The organism is Thioalkalivibrio sp. ALE9, assembly GCF_000377445.1.
Taxonomy (GTDB): domain Bacteria; phylum Pseudomonadota; class Gammaproteobacteria; order Ectothiorhodospirales; family Ectothiorhodospiraceae; genus Thioalkalivibrio.
The window spans coordinates 191,149-208,992 of sequence record NZ_KB898122.1 but is presented as its reverse complement, the minus strand read 5'-3'; the positions used below and the strand labels follow the sequence as shown (position 1 = coordinate 208,992).

General features: G+C 67.7%; 19 protein-coding genes. 2 read left to right on the top strand and 17 right to left on the bottom strand.

All coding sequences use genetic code 11. The annotated features are described in order from the left end of the window. Positions 1 to 169 precede the first annotated feature (169 nt). From D106_RS0100995 to D106_RS0100920, 16 genes are all read right to left on the bottom strand, one after another. The gene (locus D106_RS0100995; protein ID WP_018866817.1) at positions 170 to 784 is read right to left on the bottom strand and encodes a tetratricopeptide repeat protein; all 615 of its coding nucleotides are present in this window, start codon (positions 782 to 784) and stop codon (positions 170 to 172) included. Between the two features lie 37 nt (positions 785 to 821). Continuing rightward, positions 822 to 2,102, bottom strand: a complete 1,281-nt coding sequence (hisS, locus tag D106_RS0100990) for a histidine--tRNA ligase (protein ID WP_018878360.1) — start codon at positions 2,100 to 2,102, stop codon at positions 822 to 824. A gap of 44 nt (positions 2,103 to 2,146) precedes the next feature. Further along, positions 2,147 to 3,328, bottom strand: coding sequence for a helix-turn-helix domain-containing protein (locus D106_RS0100985; RefSeq protein ID WP_018878913.1), 1,182 nt, complete (start codon positions 3,326 to 3,328; stop codon positions 2,147 to 2,149). Further along, a complete protein-coding gene (gene pilW / locus D106_RS0100980; protein ID WP_026280527.1) occupies positions 3,325 to 4,095 on the bottom strand; it encodes a type IV pilus biogenesis/stability protein PilW in 771 nt (256 codons plus the stop codon). The genes D106_RS0100985 and pilW overlap by 4 nt, the downstream gene beginning before the upstream one ends. Then, complete coding sequence (locus D106_RS0100975) at positions 4,092 to 5,225, bottom strand: bifunctional tRNA (adenosine(37)-C2)-methyltransferase TrmG/ribosomal RNA large subunit methyltransferase RlmN (protein WP_018866821.1); 1,134 nt, start codon at positions 5,223 to 5,225, stop codon at positions 4,092 to 4,094. The genes pilW and D106_RS0100975 overlap by 4 nt, the downstream gene beginning before the upstream one ends. Positions 5,226 to 5,338: 113 nt before the next feature. After that, entirely contained in the window at positions 5,339 to 5,770 is a 432-nt protein-coding gene (ndk, locus tag D106_RS0100970) for a nucleoside-diphosphate kinase (protein WP_017942415.1), read from the bottom strand. A 434-nt stretch (positions 5,771 to 6,204) separates the two neighbouring features. After that, the gene (gene iscX, locus D106_RS0100965) at positions 6,205 to 6,408 is read right to left on the bottom strand and encodes a Fe-S cluster assembly protein IscX (protein WP_018878911.1); all 204 of its coding nucleotides are present in this window, start codon (positions 6,406 to 6,408) and stop codon (positions 6,205 to 6,207) included. Positions 6,409 to 6,422: 14 nt separating this feature from the next. Beyond that, on the bottom strand, positions 6,423 to 6,761 hold the full coding sequence (gene fdx / locus D106_RS0100960; protein WP_018866823.1) for an ISC system 2Fe-2S type ferredoxin: 339 nt from the start codon (positions 6,759 to 6,761) through the stop codon (positions 6,423 to 6,425). Between the two features lie 4 nt (positions 6,762 to 6,765). Beyond that, a complete protein-coding gene (gene hscA, locus D106_RS0100955; RefSeq protein ID WP_018878910.1) occupies positions 6,766 to 8,649 on the bottom strand; it encodes a Fe-S protein assembly chaperone HscA in 1,884 nt (627 codons plus the stop codon). 36 nt (positions 8,650 to 8,685) lie between these two features. Continuing rightward, positions 8,686 to 9,213: a Fe-S protein assembly co-chaperone HscB gene (hscB, locus tag D106_RS0100950; protein WP_018878363.1), complete on the bottom strand. Its 528-nt coding sequence runs from the start codon at positions 9,211 to 9,213 to the stop codon at positions 8,686 to 8,688. A gap of 104 nt (positions 9,214 to 9,317) precedes the next feature. Next, positions 9,318 to 9,641 carry an iron-sulfur cluster assembly protein IscA gene (gene iscA, locus D106_RS0100945; RefSeq protein WP_018875726.1) on the bottom strand — a complete coding sequence of 108 codons (324 nt, stop codon included), beginning with the start codon at positions 9,639 to 9,641 and terminating at the stop codon, positions 9,318 to 9,320. A 7-nt stretch (positions 9,642 to 9,648) separates the two neighbouring features. Next, positions 9,649 to 10,059, bottom strand: a complete 411-nt coding sequence (gene iscU, locus D106_RS0100940) for a Fe-S cluster assembly scaffold IscU (protein WP_018866826.1) — start codon at positions 10,057 to 10,059, stop codon at positions 9,649 to 9,651. 54 nt (positions 10,060 to 10,113) lie between these two features. Then, positions 10,114 to 11,337 (bottom strand): IscS subfamily cysteine desulfurase, encoded by a 1,224-nt coding sequence (locus tag D106_RS0100935; RefSeq protein WP_018878909.1) that lies wholly within the window; start codon positions 11,335 to 11,337, stop codon positions 10,114 to 10,116. A 6-nt stretch (positions 11,338 to 11,343) separates the two neighbouring features. After that, the gene (locus D106_RS0100930) at positions 11,344 to 11,856 is read right to left on the bottom strand and encodes an Rrf2 family transcriptional regulator (RefSeq protein ID WP_018866828.1); all 513 of its coding nucleotides are present in this window, start codon (positions 11,854 to 11,856) and stop codon (positions 11,344 to 11,346) included. A gap of 58 nt (positions 11,857 to 11,914) precedes the next feature. Continuing rightward, the gene (cysE, locus tag D106_RS0100925) at positions 11,915 to 12,742 is read right to left on the bottom strand and encodes a serine O-acetyltransferase (protein ID WP_196799349.1); all 828 of its coding nucleotides are present in this window, start codon (positions 12,740 to 12,742) and stop codon (positions 11,915 to 11,917) included. A gap of 56 nt (positions 12,743 to 12,798) precedes the next feature. Then, on the bottom strand, positions 12,799 to 13,542 hold the full coding sequence (locus D106_RS0100920) for an RNA methyltransferase (RefSeq protein WP_018878908.1): 744 nt from the start codon (positions 13,540 to 13,542) through the stop codon (positions 12,799 to 12,801). 147 nt (positions 13,543 to 13,689) lie between these two features. On the opposite strand from D106_RS0100920, the gene D106_RS0100915 reads away from it, so the two are divergent. Then, on the top strand, positions 13,690 to 14,502 hold the full coding sequence (locus D106_RS0100915; protein ID WP_018875729.1) for an inositol monophosphatase family protein: 813 nt from the start codon (positions 13,690 to 13,692) through the stop codon (positions 14,500 to 14,502). A 292-nt stretch (positions 14,503 to 14,794) separates the two neighbouring features. Here the strand turns inward: D106_RS0100915 and D106_RS0100910 are convergent, their stop codons facing one another. Continuing rightward, complete coding sequence (locus D106_RS0100910) at positions 14,795 to 16,705, bottom strand: thioredoxin domain-containing protein (RefSeq protein WP_026280526.1); 1,911 nt, start codon at positions 16,703 to 16,705, stop codon at positions 14,795 to 14,797. Positions 16,706 to 16,818: 113 nt separating this feature from the next. On the opposite strand from D106_RS0100910, the gene D106_RS0100905 reads away from it, so the two are divergent. Next, a complete protein-coding gene (locus D106_RS0100905; protein WP_018878906.1) occupies positions 16,819 to 17,829 on the top strand; it encodes a MerR family transcriptional regulator in 1,011 nt (336 codons plus the stop codon). Positions 17,830 to 17,844 lie beyond the last annotated feature (15 nt).

Genomic DNA, 17,844 nt, shown 5'->3' with positions numbered 1-17,844 from the left:
CTGTCGGATTCGGGCGATCGTCGCGAGCGTGGCGGGAGAGCGAGTCCATTTTTTCGGTCTCTCGAGGCGCATAGTGGGCACTATGTAACGAGAGAGAGCGGAAAAAGGGGCCGTTCTCCCACGCGCGCAGCCGATCCGTTCCAAGTCCGACAGACTCCGCCCCCCTCATTCAAACGGAAAGCTCTTCGTATTTCAGGCGCAGATATTCGGGGCTGTGGCCCGCGTCCAGGGCCGCCTCGTAATGTTCCCGGGCGCCCTCGCGATCGCCGCGAGCACGGGCGAGATCGCCCTGCAGCTCGCGCTTCAGGCCGTTGAAGGCCTCACTGCGCACATCCGCGAGGGTGGTCTCGGCGTCGTCCAGACGCTCGGCCAGGATCATCTGGCGCGCGAGACGCAGGGTCAGCACCTCGCGGTAGCCCCGATCGGGGGCCGCGTCGCGCGCGGCCTGCAGGGCGCTGATCGCCGTGTCGTGATCGTCCTGGGCAATGGCGACATCCGCGCGGTAGACCCAGGCCAGCGCGCGGTATGGCGTGCCCCGGCCCTGCTCGATGATCGCATCGGCCAGTTCCTGGGCGCGATCGGTCTGCCCGGTCTGGCCGGCCACCTGCAGGGCCTGATACATCTCGGAGGCCGCCTGGGCGCGGGTTTCTTCCCGATCGCTCCACCAGTTCCAGCCGAACAGGCCGGCGACCCCGAGGACCAGGCCAGCCACGATCGCAAGGCCGTTGTCCGCCCACCACTGTTTGATGCGTTCGGCTTTTTCTTCGTCGGTGAGATCGCTCATGCTGTTCCTTGTTCTTGCTGGATCCGCGCTGGCGCGGTTACGACCGCTGCGCCAGCGCTGTACGGAGATGATCGGCCAGTGCGGTACGCTCCACGGCTACCTGCTCGCCTCCCTGCGATCTTAACGGCTTCACCGTCACGGTGCCCGCGGCGTGCTCGTCACTCCCGAGGACCAGGGCGTAGTGGGCGCCGAGGCGATCGGCCCGCTTCATCTGCGACTTGAAGCTGCCGCCGCCACAGTGCTGGACCAGGCGCAAGCCGGGCAGCTCGCCACGCAGCGCCTCGGCCAGTTGCAGCGCCGGCCCCACCAGTTCGTCGCCCCCGACGATCAGGTAGGCATCCGGCCCGGGTGCCGCGGGGGCCTCTTCGCGGGCCTCCAGCAACGCCACCAGGCGTTCCAGGCCCATGGCCATGCCGATGGCCGGGGTCCCGCGCCCGCCCAGCTGTTCGACCAGGCCATCGTACCGGCCCCCGGCGCAGACCGTGCCCTGGGCACCGAGATCGTCGGTGATCCACTCGAACACGGTGTGCGTATAGTAATCGAGCCCGCGCACCAGTCGCGGATTGTGCTCGTAGGGGATGCCCAGCGCATCGAGGTGCGCGCACAGGGCATCGAAATGGGCACGGGAGGCCTCGTCGAGGTCGTCCATCAGGCTGGGGGCGTTGACGACGATCGCACGGGTTTCCGGGTGCTTGCTGTCGAGGATGCGCATCGGGTTGTCGTAGAGCCGACGCTGCGCCTCCTCGTCCAGGGCCTCCCGGTGCTGTTCGAAATAGGCGATCAGATGGTCGCGGTACCGGCGGCGGCTTTCCGGCGTCCCCAGGGTGTTCAGCTCCAGGCGCACGTTGGCCAGCCCCAGCATGCGCCACAGGCGCGCGGTCATCGCCAGCATCTCGGCGTCCACATCCGGCCCCGGCAGACCGAAGACCTCGACCCCGACCTGGTGGAACTGGCGGTACCGCCCCTTCTGCGGCCGCTCGTGGCGGAACATCGGCCCCAGGTACCACAGCCGCTGCACCTGATTGTGCAGCAGCCCGTGCTGGATCCCGGCGCGCACGCAACTGGCCGTGCCCTCGGGACGCAGGCTCAGGCTGTCGCCGTTGCGGTCATCGAAGGTGTACATCTCCTTCTCGACGATGTCCGTGACATCCCCGATGGAACGCTTGAACAGCTCGGTCGCCTCGACGATCGGCATGCGGATTTCATGGTAGCCGTAGCCCTCCAGGACCTCGCGCAGCGTGTCTTCCAGGTGCTGCCAGACGTGAATGGACTCGGGCAGGATGTCGTGCATCCCGCGGATCGACTTGATCGCTTTCATGATGTCTTTTCTTGTACGTGATGGCCGCGCGGGCAGATCCCGCGTCAGCCTTCCAGATCGAAGCGCGCGGTGCGGTCGCTCCGGATATGCGGCTCGAGATCGACGGGCGTGCCATCCAGTGTCAGCGAGACCCCCTCGGCGTTGCCGAGGATCACACGGCCTGGCAATTCCAGGCGCAGCGTCTCGCGATCCCCCGAACTGAGAACGCCGGTCAGGACGACCTCGTCAGCGGCGTCGCGGATCTCCACCCAGGAGGTTTCGGAGAACTCCAGCACCAGCTCGGCGCCCCCTGCGGTGTCCGCCGGGGCCGGCGACGTCTCGGCCGGGGCTTCGGCCTCCGGCAGCGAGGCCATCTCGGACGCGACCTCGGGCGTGACCGGTTCCTCCGGCACGGCCACACGCTCGGTCAGGGACTCGGGCGTGATCGCGAGGGTCTGGCCATCCTCAATGCCAGTGTCAGGGGTACCCTCGCCCGACTCGATGGGCTCGGCTTCGGCGGCCTCGGCCGCCGCGCTACCCTCCGCTCCGCCCTCGGTCGGGAGCGCTTCCGGGGGCGCGGCTTCACCATCCGGCACCCCGGCCGGTTCTTCGTCCGTCAACGCCGGATCCGCAAGCCCCTGTACAGCTTCCCGGGCGTCCCCAAGGTTGATGGACGGCAGGCCGAGCGCGTCCGTGCGCTCGTTCCAGGCATAGACCCCGAGCCCCAGCAGGGCCACAAGCAGCAACAGTGCCAGCCAGTAGATCCCGCGGCTGCGGCGGCGCCGGCGTGCCCGCGCCGAGGGGGTCGCAACCGCCTGCAGCTCGGGATCCACCAGCCCGTGCTGTTCGAACGACTGGATCCAGGGTCCCGCGTCCACCCCCAGCTCGCGGGCACAGGAGCGCAGGTACCCGCGTACATAGGCCGGCGGCATGTGATGAAAGCGATTGGCCTCAAGATCTTCCAGTGTGCCGCGCCCGAGGTGGATCCGACTGGCCAGGGTCGCGGTATCGAGCCCCGCGGCCTCGCGGGCTCGGCGCAGACTCGCACCGGGCTCGTTCTCGCCCCCGGGCGTCTCTGCCTCGGCCTCGGCGGGCCGGTCGCGCGTGGTCAGGCCGTGCGCGGCCGAGAACGACGGCTCGGGGTCCGGGTCGCTCCCCTCGGTACGCAGGGGGGCGACGTTGGTGGTCGAATCGTCAACGTCCTCGACCCGCCCCAGGTCCGGTTCCTTGTCGCGCGGATCACTCATCCTTCACGCTCCAGACGCCGCAACTCGGTCATCTCGTCGCTGTCCGGATGCTGACGGCTCAGGCGCTCGGCGCAGGCATTGGCCGCGCGGCTGTTGCCCAGCGCGGTTTCGGCCTGATAGCACAGCAGAAGGGTCTCGGCGCTCTCGATACCCTGGCTGTCCAGCCGCTGCAGGAAGGCGCGGGTCTGCATCGGCCGGCCGTCCTGGTAGGTCAGCCGGGCCATCTCCAGCAGCGCGCGGGGATAGCCGGGATTGATCTCCAGCGCCTGACGGAGCTGGCGCTCCGCCTGCTCGGTATCGCCCGCATCGGCGTGGCAGACGCCGGAGTTCATGTAGGCGATGTCGCGGCGGTCATAATCCGGATTGTCGATGGCGCGCGCGAACAGGGCCTGCGCCTCGTCGAATTCCTCGCGGCTGCACAACAACGCCCCCAGGTTGGTCTGGGCGAAGGGGTTGCCCTCGTCACGGCGCAGGGCCCGGCGGTAATGTTCCTCGGCGCGATCCAGCTGGCCCTTGCGCTCGAGGACCGCGGCCATGCCGATATTCGCCAGGGCATCGCCGGGGTCATAGTCCAGCGCCCGACGCAGGTTGCGTTCGGCCTGTTCGAACTCGCCCTCGCGCAGATACCCGATCCCGAGCTCGGCGTGCACCTCGGCGGCCTCCTCGCGCTCGCCGGACACCGGCCGGTCGGCCGTGGCGGCACAGCCCCCCAGCACCAGCGCCAGCGTCAACGCTGTGGCGAGGCGCCAACCCGCGCGTCCCGTCATGAAGCCCTCCGATCCGTCTGTGGCAATTCGGCGTGCAGGCGGAACATACGCATCCCGCGATTGGTACGGTCCTCGACCTGGCCCACCAGCTGGCCGCAGGCGGCATCGATGTCATCCCCGCGGGTACGCCGCACGGTGGTGACGTAGCCGGCCTTTTGCAGCCGTCGTTCAAAGGCCAGCACATCGGCCTCCCGCGGGCGGTCGAACGGGGCCCCCGGGAACGGATTGAACGGGATCAGGTTGATCTTGCCGGGAATACCGCGCAACAGTCCGGCGAGCTCGTTGGCATGTTCCGGCTGGTCGTTGACCCCGGCCAGCAGCACGTATTCGAAGGTCACGCCGCTGTGGGCATCGGTCGCCTCCACATAGCGGCGACAGCTGTCCAGCAGCTCGGCGATCGGGTACTTGCGGTTGATCGGCACTAGACGGTCGCGCAGCGCATCATTCGGCGCGTGCAGACTGACGGCCAGCGCGACATCCGTGTGTTCGCTCAGACGATCCAGCGCCGGCACCAGACCGGAAGTGGACAGGGTCACGCGCCGCCGGCTCAGGCCGTAGGCGTTGTCGTCGGTCATGAGCTGGCAGGCCGGCACGACCGCGTCGAAGTTGGCCAGCGGCTCGCCCATCCCCATCAGCACCACGTTGCTCACCGCCCGCTTGCGCCCTTCCGGCGCCGGCAGGCGCTGCATGGCCAGCCACACCTGGCCGATGATCTCGGCGCTGGTGAGGTTGCGGTTGAAACCCTGCTGAGCGGTGGAACAGAAGGTGCAGTCGAGCGCGCAGCCGACCTGGGAGGAGATGCACAGCGTGCCGCGCCCGCCCTCGGGGATGAAGACGGTCTCGATGGCATTGCCGTCGGGGAGCCGCAGCACCCACTTGACGGTGCCGTCGGCGGAGGCCTTTTCCAGCCCGATCTCGGGGACGCGGATCTCGGTCTCGCGCGCCAGGCGCTCGCGCAGCTTGCGCGAGACGTCGGTCATCTGCTCGAAGTCGGTGACCCCGCGCTGATGGATCCACTTGACGAGCTGGGTGGCACGAAAACGCGGTTCACCCCACTGCGCCAGCAGCTCGACAAGCTGTTGGTGGCTGTAGCCCAGCAGATTCAGGGGGGTGGAGGATGCGCTTGCCATATCAGGGACCGGTTGGCTCAAGTCCCCTAGTGTACTGTGCCGAAGGGATGCCTGCCTACGGGGCCCGGCGCGCGGTGCAACCGGGCCCCGCAGCACATGCGGTGCGGACCGTCTTAGCGGGTGCGCGGGCAGACGCCGTCGTCACCGAAGAAGAAGGCGATCTCGCGCTCGGCGGTCTCCGGGGCATCGGAGCCGTGCACGGCGTTCTCGTCGATGGATACGGCGAAATCGGCGCGGATGGTGCCCGGGGCCGCTTCCTTCGGGTTGGTCGCGCCCATGATGTCGCGGTTCTTGGCGATGGCGTCCTCGCCTTCGAGGACCTGAACCAGCACCGGGCCGGAGATCATGAACTCAACCAGATCGTTGAAGAACGGGCGCTCCTTGTGCACGTCGTAGAAGCCCTCGGCCTGTTCGCGGCTCAGGTGCATCATGCGCGCGCCAACGACCTTCAGGCCGGCCTTCTCGAAGCGGCCGATGATGTCGCCGATCGCGTTCTTGGCAACGGCGTCGGGCTTGATGATGGAAAGGGTGCGTTCAACGGCCATGGGGCGGCTCTCCTGCTACTTGGATGGATGTCATTCGCCGGGCCCGTCTGTAAACGCGAGAACCCGCCGTACGGCGGGTTCCCAACGCAAAACGACGCGGACACAACGTGCGGCGCGTAGTCTAGCGACCTCCCACGCCCACGGCAATCCACCGCCGCAAACCCCGATTTCACCACGAAGCACACGAAGGCACGAAGAAGGTCAAGGTCGGTTGAACCACGGAGTTCTCGGAGGACACGGAGCCAATGGATGAAAAACACCAAAGTACTGGGCTGGGGCGTCAACCAAACCCGAAAGCGGATGGTGCTTCAACGCACTTCCCTTCTCTGTGTCCTCTGTGTTCTCAGTGGTGGAAAAGGGTTTCGCCCTTGAATTTCTTCGTGCCTTCGTGAGCTTCGTGGTGAATAAACGCCCTTGAACGCCAAAGCGCCCGGTCAGTCGTCGAGGTCGGCCTCGTCCATCCAGGCGGCCTGGATCGCCTCGAGGATGCGCTCGCCGGAGCGGTTGGGGTCATCGTCGAAGTCCGGCAGGTTCATCACCCACTGGCGCAGGTCCACGAAGTTGATGTTGCGCGGGTCGACGTCCGGGTGTTCGTCGGCCAGCTGCATCGCGATTTCCTGGGTATCGGTCCACTTCATCGCCTTTCCCTCGCTCAGTGGTTCTCGGAGACCTGATTGATGGTGTACTTCGGCAGTTCCACCACGAGGTCCGTGTCCGCGACGATCGCCTGGCAGGACAGCCGCGAGTCCGGCTCCAGGCCCCAGGCCTTGTCGAGCATGTCCTCTTCGTCCTCGGTGGCCTCCTCCAGACTGTCCAGCCCCTCGCGCACGTAGACGTGGCAGGTCGTGCAGGCACAGGACTTCTCGCAGGCGTGTTCGATCTCGATCCCGTTTTTCAGGGCGAGATCGCAGATGCTGATGCCCGGCTCGGCCTCGATGGAGGCCCCCTCCGGGCAGATTTCCTCGTGGGGCAGAAAGATTACCTGGGGCATGGTGTCAGTTCCCTGCGTCGTATTCGCTAACGTTGTGTCCGGCGAGCGCGCGCCGGATGCTGTCATTCATGCGCCGCGCGACAAAGGCCTCGGAAGCCTGCTCCACGCGCTTGCGCGCCGCCTCGATGGCGTCGGGGTCGACCCCCTTCTCGCGTTCGGCGCGCAGGGCGTCGCGCGCCTGCTCGATGGTCTGGCGTTCCGCGGCCTCGAGGTAGCGGTCACCGTCCGTCTCCAGCGCGGCGTCCAGCGCCTCGAGCACGCGGTCGGCCTCGACCTGTTCCTCGCGCAGGCGCCGCGCCTCCATGTCCTCGCGCGCGGAGGAGGCGGAATCGCGCAACATCTGCTCGATCTCGGAATCGGTCAGGCCGTAGCTCGGCTTGACCTCGATATGCGCCTCCACACCTTGGGTCTGCTCGCGTGCCGTTACGTTCAGCAGGCCGTCGGCGTCCACCTGGAAGGTCACGCGAATGCGCGCCGCGCCCGCGACCATCGGCGGGATGCCCGACAATGTGAACCGGGCGAGCGAGCGGTTGGCATCGACCACATCGCGTTCGCCCTGCACCACGTGCAGCGACATCGCGGTCTGGCCGTCCTTGAAGGTGGTGAACTCCTGCGCCCGCGTGACCGGGATGGTGGTGTTGCGCGGGACGATGAACTCGACCAGACCGCCCATCGTCTCCAGCCCCAGCGACAGCGGGATCACGTCCAGCAGCACCAGTTCGGTATCCGGCTTGTTGCCGGCGAGGATGTCCGCCTGTTGCGCGGCCCCGATCGCGACCACGCGGTCCGGGTCGATGCCGGCGTGCGGGGTGCGGCCGAAGAATCCCTCCACCGCCTCGCGCACCGCCGGCATGCGGGTGGAACCACCCACCAGCACCACCTCGTCGATGGCGCCGGGCTCCAGCCCGGCATCCTCCAGCACCTGCCGGCAGGCGGCCATGGTGCGCTCCAGCAACGGCCGCGCCAGCTCCACCAGGGTGTCGCGATCCAGCTCGCCGGACCAGGTGGCGCCATCGGCGCGCCCGACCTCGACCGGGGTACGCGCGGCATCGGTCAGGGCCTCCTTGGCCTGGCGGGCGGCCAGCAGCACGCGGCGCAGGCGCTGCGGATCGGTCTCTCCGGCCATGCCGGCCTGGTTCAGCAGCCAGTCGGCGATGGCGCGGTCGATGTCGTCGCCGCCTAGGGCGGAATCACCGCCGGTCGCCAGCACCTCGAACACCCCGCGGCGCAGCTGCAGGATAGAGATATCGAACGTACCGCCGCCCAGGTCATAGACGGCAATGGTGTTCTCTTCGCCCTGGTCCAGTCCGTAGGCGACCGCCGCCGCGGTCGGCTCGCTGATCAGGCGGAAGACATTCAGGCCGGCCAGCTGTGCGGCGTCCCGCGTGGCCTGGCGCTGGGCATCGTCGAAGTACGCGGGCACGGTGATCACCACGCCTTCGAGTTCGTCGCCCAGGGTCTCCTCGGCCCGCTGGCGCAGGGTATGCAGGATCTCCGCGGACACCTCCACCGCCGTCTTGTCGCCCGCGGCGGTCTCGATGCGCGGCACGCTGGACTCGCCGGTCTTCAGCCGGAACGGCAGCTCGCCGGACAGCGTGGCGACGTCCGCCGCGCCGCGCCCGATGAGCCTTTTGACCGAGGCGATGGTGTTGTGCGGGTCATCCGCGGCGTGCTCGGCAGCCGCATGCCCCACGCTCACCGCATCCGCGGCATAGTGCACCACCGACGGCAGGATATGCCGACCCTGTTCGTCGGGCAGCGTGTCCGCCTCGCCGCTGCGCACGGTCGCGACCAGCGAGTGGGTCGTGCCGAGGTCGATCCCGGCCGCGAGATGGCGCTGGTGCGGCGCGGACTCGGCTCCGGGTTCGGTGATCTGCAATAACGCCATCGGGTATTCGGCTCCTTCACACGGGCGCGGCGGGTGCTACTTGCCGCGCGCCAGGTTCTGTCGGGTTCGTTTCGTTTCTTCCAGCAGGCGATCGAAGAAGCGCAGCTCCAGCACCCGGTCCTTGGCATCCGGCGCCGGGGTCCCCGGCTCCTTCAGGGCATCCGCCACCTTCGCCCGTGCCTCGGCGCGGGCCTGCGCCAGCTCGGTCGCGACCGCTTCCAGTCCGGCCGCATCCCCGCTCGCCGCGGTCTCCTCCAGGCGTTCACGCCATTCGATCTGCGCCTCGATGAACTCGATGTCCTGACTGGTATCGCGTTCGGGGTCAAAGGCCACCCCGGTCCGTTCCAGCAGGTGCACCGCCCGGCGGTAGTCGTCACCCAGGATCGCGTAGGCCTCGTTCACGTCGGCCGCCACCGCCGCCGCCATGCGGCGCGCCTGGTCACCCTGGCGCACGAAGCGGTCCGGGTGCAGTTCCGCCTGCAGGCGACGAAAGCGCTCGTCCAGCTGTTGCCGGTCGACCTCGAAGGCCACCGGCAGGTCAAACTGCTCGAATGGGTCGTTCATTGCGTCCCTTGCGACGGGCTTGCAAAAGAAAAGGGGTGGTACGACAGCCACCGGGGACGTATCCCCGGGCAACCGCCATGCACCACCCCGCGTGCGAGGCTCAGTCAGATGCTGAAGCTTTCACCGCAGCCGCACCGGGCCTTCTCGTTCGGGTTGTTGAACTTGAACCCCTCGTTCAGGCCTTCCTTGCCGAAGTCCAGCTCGGTGCCATCCAGGTACACAAGGGACTTCGGGTTCACGACCAGCTTCACGCCGCGATCCTCGAACACCGTATCGGTGTCCTCGATATCGTCGGCGAACTCCACCACGTAGGCCATGCCGGAGCAGCCGGTCGTCCTGACGCCCAGCCGAACGCCCACACCCTTGCCCCGCTTCTCGAGGAAGTTGTGGATGCGTTCGGCCGCGGGTTCGGTCACTGTAATCGCCATAGAGCCCTCAGGCAGATTTCTTCTCGGCTTCCGCGGCCTGGCCGTGGCGCTCCTGGTAGTTCGACACCGCCGCCTTGATGGCGTCCTCGGCCAGCACGGAGCAGTGGATCTTCACCGGCGGCAGGGCCAGCTCTTCGGCGATCTGGGTGTTCTTGATCTGGCTCGCCTCTTCCAGGGTCTTGCCACGCACCCATTCGGTGAGCAGCGAGCTGGAGGCGATCGCCGAGCCGCAGCCGTAGGTCTTGAACTTGGCGTCCTCGATGATGCCCTCGTCGTTGACCTTGATCTGCAGCTTCATCACGTCGCCGCAGGCCGGGGCGCCGACCATGCCGGTGCCGACCGTGTCGTCGTTCTTGTCGAAGCTGCCGACGTTGCGCGGATTTTCATAGTGGTCCAGAACCTTGTCACTGTACGCCATGACCGTTCTCCTGTTGCGTGTGTACGCGTTGCGTTAGTGGTGTCGAGCGGGCCCCTAGTGGGCCGCCCACTCGACGGTGCTCAGATCGATGCCGTCCTGGTACATCTCCCACAGCGGGGAGAGCTCGCGCAGCTTGGCGACCGCGGCGCGCACAATCTCGACCGTATGGTCGATCTCCTCCACGGTGGTGTAGCGACCGATGGAGAAGCGGATCGAGCTGTGTGCCAGCTCGTCGTCGCGGCCCAGTGCGCGCAGCACGTAGGACGGCTCCAGGCTGGCCGAGGTGCAGGCCGAGCCGGAGGACACCGCGATGTCGCGCAGCGCCATGATCAGGCTCTCGCCCTCGACGAAGTTGAACGACACGTTCAGGTTGTGCGCGACACGCTGTTCCTGGTCACCGTTCAGGTAGACCTCTTCCATGCCGTCGAGACCGGCCCAGAGGCGGTCGCGCAGCATGCGCACGCGCTCCAGCTCGGGACCCATCTCGGCACCGGCGATCGCGAATGCCTCGCCCATGCCGACGATCTGGTGCGGCGCCAGCGTGCCGGAGCGCATGCCGCGCTCGTGGCCACCGCCGTGCATCTGGGCCTCGATACGCACCCGCGGCTTGCGCCGCACGAACAGCGCGCCGATGCCCTTCGGACCGTAGGTCTTGTGCGCGGAGAAGCTCATCAGGTCTACCGGCAGCTTCGACAGATCGATCGCGACCTTGCCGGTGGACTGCGCGGCGTCCACATGGAACACGATCCCGCGCTCGCGGCACAGGTTGCCGATCGCCTCGATGTCCTGGATGACTCCGATCTCGTTGTTCACGTGCATCACCGAGACCACGATGGTGTCGTCACGGATCGCGTCTTCCAGCTCCTGCATGTCGACCAGGCCGTTTTCCTTCACACCCAGGTAGGTGACCTCGAAGCCTTCGCGCTCAAGCTGGCGCGTGGTGTCCAGCACGGCCTTGTGCTCGGTCTTCACCGTGATGATGTGCTTGCCCTTGCGCTGGTAGAAGTGCGCCGCGCCCTTGATCGCCAGGTTGTCGGCCTCGGTCGCGCCGGAGGTCCAGATGATCTCCTTCGGATCGGCGCCCACCAGCTGGGCCACCTGGCCCCGGGCGTTCTCGACCGCCTTCTCCGCGTTCCAGCCAAAACTGTGGCTGCGCGAGGCCGGGTTCCCGAACAGGCCGTCCTTGGTCAGGCAGCCCGCCATCTTTTCCGCCACGCGCTCGTCGACCGGCGTGGTGGAGGAATAGTCGAGATAGATCGGCAGTTTCAGGTCACTCATGGGGCGTTAGCTCCTCTCCGCGGCCGCCTCGGCGGCCGCATGGCTTTTGTCGGTCGAGGCCTGCAGGGAAGCGCCGTGCATCACGACCTCCTGCACACCGTCTTTTTCCATTTGTTCGCGGTGGCGCTGCAGCACATCCGCCAGCGAGCGGGTACTGAGAAAGTCGTAGACCTGCTGGCTCAGATCGGTCCACAGGTCGTGCGTCAGGCAGCGCGAATCGGAATTGCAGTTGGCCTTGCCACCGCAGCGGGTCACGTCCACCGGCTCGTCCACCGCCACCACGATATCGGCGACGCTGATGCCCTCCGGATCCCGGCTCAGGGCATAGCCTCCGCCCGGCCCGCGGCTGCTGTTCACCAGCCCCTTGCGGCGCAGCCTGGAAAAGAGCTGCTCCAGATAGGACAATGAGAGCTTCTGCCGGCGCGCCACCTCGGCCAGGGATACCGGCCCGTTGCGGGTGTGCATCGCCACATCCAGCATGGCGGTCACGGCGTAGCGGCCTTTGGTCGTCAATTTCATGGTTGAGTGCACTTGTCGGTCATTTGCCGGCAAGCTTAGCAATACCTGACAAAAACGATCAAGTATTCCCCTGCTGTTTACGTTCTTGTTCGCTCGTGGCAGCTCCCGGGACCTCGCATTCGTCCGGCTCCAGGCCCTCCAGATCGCAGGCCTCCAGCGGGCCGGAATCGTCTTCGCCCAGGGCCTCGCCCGGGTCGATCCCGGCGCGCTTGAGCGCCTGGCAGGCCCGCTCCATGCGTTCGTCCAGGTCGTGCACCCGCTGCACGATACGGTGGATCGCGTTGGCCACCGGGTCGGGCATGTCGCGCGACAGGCCGTAGGCATCGAAGCCCATGCGGTCGGCCATCTGCTGGAATCGTGGATCGGGCTCGGGCCGTGGCCCGATGACCCGGGCCGGGATGCCGACCGCGGTCGCATCGGCCGGCACGTCCTTCAGGACCACCGCGTTGGAGCCGATGCGCGCATGGTCGCCAACGTGGATCGGGCCCAACAGCTTGGCACCCGCCCCGATGACCACCTCGTTGCCGAGCGTCGGGTGGCGCTTGCCCCCCTCCCAGGTCGTGCCGCCCAGGGTGACCTGGTGATAGATCGTGCAGTCGTCGCCCACCTCGGCGGTCTCGCCGATCACCACGCCCATGCCGTGGTCGATGAAGAAGCGCCGGCCAATGGTCGCACCGGGATGGATCTCGATGCCGGTGAGCCAGCGGCTGAAGTTGCCGACCACCCGGCCCAGCCAGCGCAGGCGATGCGTCCACAGCCAGTGCGCGAGGCGGTGATACCACAGGGCATGCAGCCCTGGGTACGCGGTCAGCACCTCGAAGGCGTTGCGTGCCGCCGGGTCGCGGTCAAACACGCAGCGAATGTCCTCGCGCATCCTGTCAAACATCGGCCGGCCTCATTCCTGAGTATCGCACTAAGGTATCACGTGCCCCGCACGCGCCCTCAGCGGCCCCTTTCCGTGTGCGTCAATATACCGCGCAGCATGCGCACCTCGCTGGCGCTCAGGCCGGCCCGCAGATACAGGTGGCGCAGGCGCCGCATCAGGTGGCGCGGGTTGTCCGGATCGAGCACGTCGATGGTGGTCAGGGCCTGCTCGAAATGCCGGAACAGCCCCTCCATCTCCGCCTGGGTCGCGGGCGGGTCCCGCTCCACCCCGGTCGGCTCGGCTCCGGACAACGCGGGTGCTTCGCCATTCAGCGCCGCCATGCGCAGCGCGTAGGTCATCACCTGAACGCTGCCGGCCAGATTCAGGGAGCTGAAATCGGGGACGGTGGGTATCTGCACAAAGGCATTGCAATGATCGAGTTCGGCGTTGGTCAGACCGCTGTGTTCGCGGCCAAAGACCAGGGCCACCGGCCCCTCGGCGGCGTTTCCCAGCGCCTGCCCGGCCGCGTCAGCGGGCCCCAGAACCGGTACCGAGTGGGTCCGCAGACGGGCGCTGGTCCCCACCACCCAGACACAGTCGCGGATCGCGGCGGCGAGATCCTCGACCACGCGCGCACCCGCCAGCAGATCGTCCGCGCCCGAGGCCAGCGCCGTCGCGTCGGCATGCGGGAATCGCTCCGGCGCCACCAGCACCAGATCGGTCACCCCCATGGCCTTCATCGCGCGCGCCGCGGAACCGATGTTGCCGGGGTGCGTCGTGCCCACCAGCACGACCCGCACCCGCCCCAGGCGTTCTTCCATTCGTGGAGCCCCTCGTCAAAGGCCGGGGATTGTACACAGGGAACCCCGCGACTTCCCAAGAAAGAGCGGCTTGTGTATTGTTCGCGGCCTTCCCGCGGCGCGCCACAGGCGCCCGCCGGACACCCCGCAGAAGACCAGGAGACCCCCATGCACCCCATGCTGAACACGGCGGTATCGGCGGCCCGCGAGGCCGGACGCATCACCACCCGCGCCTGGGGCCGGCCGGATCGCATGAATACCCGCGAGAAGGCCCGCAACGACTGGGTTTCGGACGTCGACCTCTCGGCGGAACAGGCGATCGTGCAGACCCTGCGCCGCGCCTACCCCGATCACGCGATCATGGCCGAGGAAGGCGGCGAGCAAAGCGGTGCCGATGCCGATTTCGTCTGGATCATCGACCCGCTGGACGGCACCACCAACTACCTGCGTGAGATCCCGCAGTACGGCATCTCCATCGCGCTGAAGCACAAGGGACGGCTGGAACAGGCGGTGGTCTACGATCCGCTGAAGGAAGAGCTCTTTACCGCCACCCGAGGTGCCGGCGCCTTCCTCAACAGCCGCCGCATCCGGGTCTCCGAGCGCAAGGACCTCAACGGCGCGCTTCTGGGTACCGGCATCCCGTTTCGCGAGGGCCAGGACCTGGAGCGCTACCTCAGCAGCCTGCGCCACCTGATCCCGGGCACGGCCGGCGTGCGCCGCCCGGGCTCGGCCGCGCTGGATCTGGCCTGGGTCGCCTGCGGGCGCTTCGACGGCTTCTGGGAGATGGGCCTCCAGCCCTGGGACATGGCCGCGGGCCTGCTGCTGGTGCAGGAAGCCGGCGGCGTGGTCAGCGACTGGCAGGGCAACCCGGACGTGATGCGCCGCGGCGACGTCGTCGCCGGCAACCCCAAGGTCCTCAAGGCAATGCTCCAGCGCCTGCACAAGGCCGAAAAGGAAGCCTCCGCCCGCTCCGACACCTGAAGGGCCTGTTGGGTCACCACGAAGCACACGAAGGCACGAAGAAGGTCAAGGGCGGTTGCACCACAGAGAGCACAGAGGACACGGAGAAAGGCCCAATTCGGGTCAAGAATGTCCGACGCATCGGGGTAAAACCCTCGCGGTCCGCCGAAGCCGCTAAAGGCAGCCAAAGCCATCCGCCGACCTGAAAGCCTTCCAGGTTTTCTCCGTGAACTCCGTGTCCTCTGTGGTTATCCGCCTTTGACCTTGACCTGCTTCGTGCCTTCGTGCGCTTCGTGGTGACCCAACAAGCCCTTCAGCGATCGCGCTGCTGCAGCCAGAGGATCAGGCGGGCGTGGTGGTGCGGGTCGGACTCGATGGCGCGCCCCGGGCGCAGGTCGTATTCCGCGAACGCCGCATCCACCGCCTCGCTGGCATCACGCCACTCCGCGCTGAGACGGAAGATCAGGGTCGTCGGCGACGGCCGGTGCACCGCCGGATGGAAGCGCTGCGAGATCATCCCCGGCAGCGGCGGCTCCGGCTCCGAGCGGAAGCCGTCGTCATCGCGGAAGCGTTCCCAGGCCGCCTCCAGCAATGCCAGCGCCGGCCCCTGCTCGCCCTCGCCCGTGGCGGCCTTCCAGTCCCGCAGGCCGCGCGCGACAAAGGCGTAATCATTCAGCGTGGCCGTCCCGGCCTGATCCGCGGGCAGCCCCATCAGCGTGGGCAATTGGTCCGGATCGGAAGCGACCTCCAGCAGCCAGCCGTGCACCGCCGCACCCGCCTCGCGGAAGCGCTCGTCATGCTGCGCCCCCTCCGCAAGGGCGGAGAGCAGCAGGCCATGCGCCCCGGTCAGGACCTTCTCGTCCCGCGGCAGGCCGCGCGCCTCGCGCGCCCGGATCAGCATCTCGCGCCCGGCGTTCACCTGCTCGCGAACCTCCGCCTCGTCCAGGTCAAAGCGCTCCACCAGGGCCTCGACCCCCGCGCCGCGCCGGGGCAGGTAGCCGAGATCGAACACGGAACTGCCCTCCATGCCGAACCACGCGCGCACCAGGTCCGGGTAGTCATGGTCCGCCAGCGCGGACTCCAGATCCGCCTCGGGCCACAGGTAGGCACCCCCCTCATGCCCTTCCTCGTCGACCGCCGACAGGCTGGAGGCGAACCCGCGGAAACCACCCTCGGCGGTATCCGCCTGCTCGCCGGTCTCGTCCTCGCGCAGGGCCATGTCGCGCTTGACGAAGTCGAGGTTCTCCAGCCCCAGCTCGATCCAGTCTTCGCGACCGAAATGCTCACCGGCCCGTAGATACAAAAGCGCGAGCTGGACCTGATCCTCCAGCATCACCTCGAAATGGGGCTCGTTCCAGTCCGGCGACTCGGAATAGCGGAAGAACCCGCCCCCCAGCACGTCACGCAGACCGGAGTGCGCCATCTCGTCGAGCGTGATTTCCAGGAACTCGCCGACCCAGGGAGGCGCGGTGCCCGCCTGTTCGGCCTCCAGCATCGCGTGCAGATACGGCGAATGCGGGAACTTGGTGGAGCTGCCGAACCCGCCCTGCAGGTCGTCGGACTCGCGCTCCAGGCGACTCCACAACACCTGCGGCAGGCGGCCGGCGCGGCTTTCCGACAAGGGCTCCTCGCCCGCACGCAGTTGCTGGGTCAGCTCGTCACTGCCGCGCCGCGCCAGATCGACCAGCCGGTCGTAGTCCGCCTCCAGGCGTTCGGTAATGCCGTCGAGGAACTCGGCGAACTGATCGCGCGGGGCATAGACCACGCCGGTCAGGGCATGCCCCTGGGGCGTAACCACCACGTTGAGCGGCCAGCCCGCGCTCCCGGCAGTGGCGCGCTGAAACTCCAGCAGGTAGCTGTCCAGCGCCCCGTCGACCTCGCGATCGACCTTCACCGGGATGAAATTCTCGTTCAGCCGCTCGGCAATGCCCTCGTCCTGGAAGCTCTCTTCCTGCATGACGTGGCAGTAGAAGCAGGAGTAGTAACCGCTGGAGATCAGCAGCGGCCGCCGCTCCTCCCTGGCCTGTTCCAGCAGGGCCGGATCCCAGGCCCGCCACTGGACGGGGTCGTCCGTGTGCAGCCGGAGGTAGGGCGAGATGCTGTCGGCCATCTCGGGGTTGGCCTGCGCCGCACCGGGCATCGCGAGGGCTGCGACCAGCAGCGAAATGACCAGACCGACCCGGCGATTTTCCGGAGTTGCAAACATGTGACCCTCCAGCAGCATCTAGAAAAGGTTGCTACCCTTTGGGACGCGAAGACCGGAAAGGTTCATCCCTGCAGCCCAATGGTCTCCGCGGATCGCATCCGGGATCCGGCACTTGTACATGCGCTGTATAAATGTCGTACAATTTCTCCATGGCGAGCGCAACGCACATCGAACTTCAAGACGAAGAAGGCCTGTACCCGATCCGCCACGTGTGTGCGGAAACGGGCATCAACGACGTGACGCTGCGCGCCTGGGAGCGTCGCTACGGGCTCATTCGTCCCATGCGCACGCCCAAGGGCCACCGGCTCTACAGCCCCGGCGATATCGCCCGCATCAAGCGAATCATGGAACTGCTGGACCAGGGCATCCCGGTCTCCCAGGTCCACCGGGTTCTGGACGACGAACCCGCAGCCGCCACTCCCCGCCCGGATTCGGACGCGACCGAAGAGGCCCCGGACACCACCACGACGCCCCGGCATCGCGACAGCCCCGGCCCCGGGATCGCACCCCACACCATGGATCCGGTCGCCGAGGCACTGTACGACTCGGTCACGGATCTGGATGCAGGGGAGCTGGATCGCGTCTACGCCCGGCTGGTCATGCGCCACGGCTGGAATGGCGTGCACGAAAGCGCCTTCCTCGAGGTGTACCGCCGCCTGCGCGAGGAATCCCGTCACAATGCCGAGGGTGAGGTCCGCCTGGCGGTGTTCGCCGCCTGGGCCACGGCCGCATTCGCGGACCAGCTGCGCTCGGCCACGCGCGCCTGCGACGACCCGTCCTACCCCTGTCTGGTCCTGGGCGGCGGGCACCAGCAGGTCGGCGGACTGCTGCTGCAGCTTGCCTGCGCCCGCCACGGCCTGAAGACCCTGCCCCTGTTCGACGCCACCAGCCCCGAGGGTCTGGAGACGCTGATGCGCCGTCTGCGTGCCCCGGCGCTGATCATCCATGGCTCCTCGCAGCTGATGCGCAGCCCCGAACTGCCCCGGGTGGAGGCCATCCTCAAGCAGGTCGGGCCGCCCTGCTACCTCGCCGGCTCGGCCGCGCTGGAGCTTTCAAAGGTCAAGCACGGCCGCACGGTGGAGGTCCTGCCCGGGCCGCCGCTGGAGGCCGCCGCACGACTCTCCCGGCACCTGCCCCAGTAGTCGCCGCGCGCGCCT

Coding starts and splice junctions, on each gene's coding strand:
- hscA (WP_018878910.1), bottom strand. CDS start 8,649: ATGGCGTTATTGCAGATCACCGAACCCGGAGCCGAGTCCGCGCCGCAC.
- D106_RS0100915 (WP_018875729.1), top strand. CDS start 13,690: ATGCACCCCATGCTGAACACGGCGGTATCGGCGGCCCGCGAGGCCGGA.
- D106_RS0100985 (WP_018878913.1), bottom strand. CDS start 3,328: ATGAGTGATCCGCGCGACAAGGAACCGGACCTGGGGCGGGTCGAGGAC.
- iscU (WP_018866826.1), bottom strand. CDS start 10,059: ATGGCGTACAGTGACAAGGTTCTGGACCACTATGAAAATCCGCGCAAC.
- D106_RS0100910 (WP_026280526.1), bottom strand. CDS start 16,705: ATGCTGCTGGAGGGTCACATGTTTGCAACTCCGGAAAATCGCCGGGTC.
- D106_RS0100930 (WP_018866828.1), bottom strand. CDS start 11,856: ATGAAATTGACGACCAAAGGCCGCTACGCCGTGACCGCCATGCTGGAT.
- D106_RS0100975 (WP_018866821.1), bottom strand. CDS start 5,225: ATGGCAAGCGCATCCTCCACCCCCCTGAATCTGCTGGGCTACAGCCAC.
- D106_RS0100905 (WP_018878906.1), top strand. CDS start 16,819: ATGTCGTACAATTTCTCCATGGCGAGCGCAACGCACATCGAACTTCAA.
- D106_RS0100995 (WP_018866817.1), bottom strand. CDS start 784: ATGAGCGATCTCACCGACGAAGAAAAAGCCGAACGCATCAAACAGTGG.
- fdx (WP_018866823.1), bottom strand. CDS start 6,761: ATGCCCCAGGTAATCTTTCTGCCCCACGAGGAAATCTGCCCGGAGGGG.
- hisS (WP_018878360.1), bottom strand. CDS start 2,102: ATGAAAGCGATCAAGTCGATCCGCGGGATGCACGACATCCTGCCCGAG.
- iscA (WP_018875726.1), bottom strand. CDS start 9,641: ATGGCGATTACAGTGACCGAACCCGCGGCCGAACGCATCCACAACTTC.
- D106_RS0100920 (WP_018878908.1), bottom strand. CDS start 13,542: ATGGAAGAACGCCTGGGGCGGGTGCGGGTCGTGCTGGTGGGCACGACG.
- pilW (WP_026280527.1), bottom strand. CDS start 4,095: ATGACGGGACGCGCGGGTTGGCGCCTCGCCACAGCGTTGACGCTGGCG.
- iscX (WP_018878911.1), bottom strand. CDS start 6,408: ATGAAGTGGACCGATACCCAGGAAATCGCGATGCAGCTGGCCGACGAA.
- D106_RS0100935 (WP_018878909.1), bottom strand. CDS start 11,337: ATGAGTGACCTGAAACTGCCGATCTATCTCGACTATTCCTCCACCACG.
- hscB (WP_018878363.1), bottom strand. CDS start 9,213: ATGAACGACCCATTCGAGCAGTTTGACCTGCCGGTGGCCTTCGAGGTC.
- ndk (WP_017942415.1), bottom strand. CDS start 5,770: ATGGCCGTTGAACGCACCCTTTCCATCATCAAGCCCGACGCCGTTGCC.
- cysE (WP_196799349.1), bottom strand. CDS start 12,742: ATGTTTGACAGGATGCGCGAGGACATTCGCTGCGTGTTTGACCGCGAC.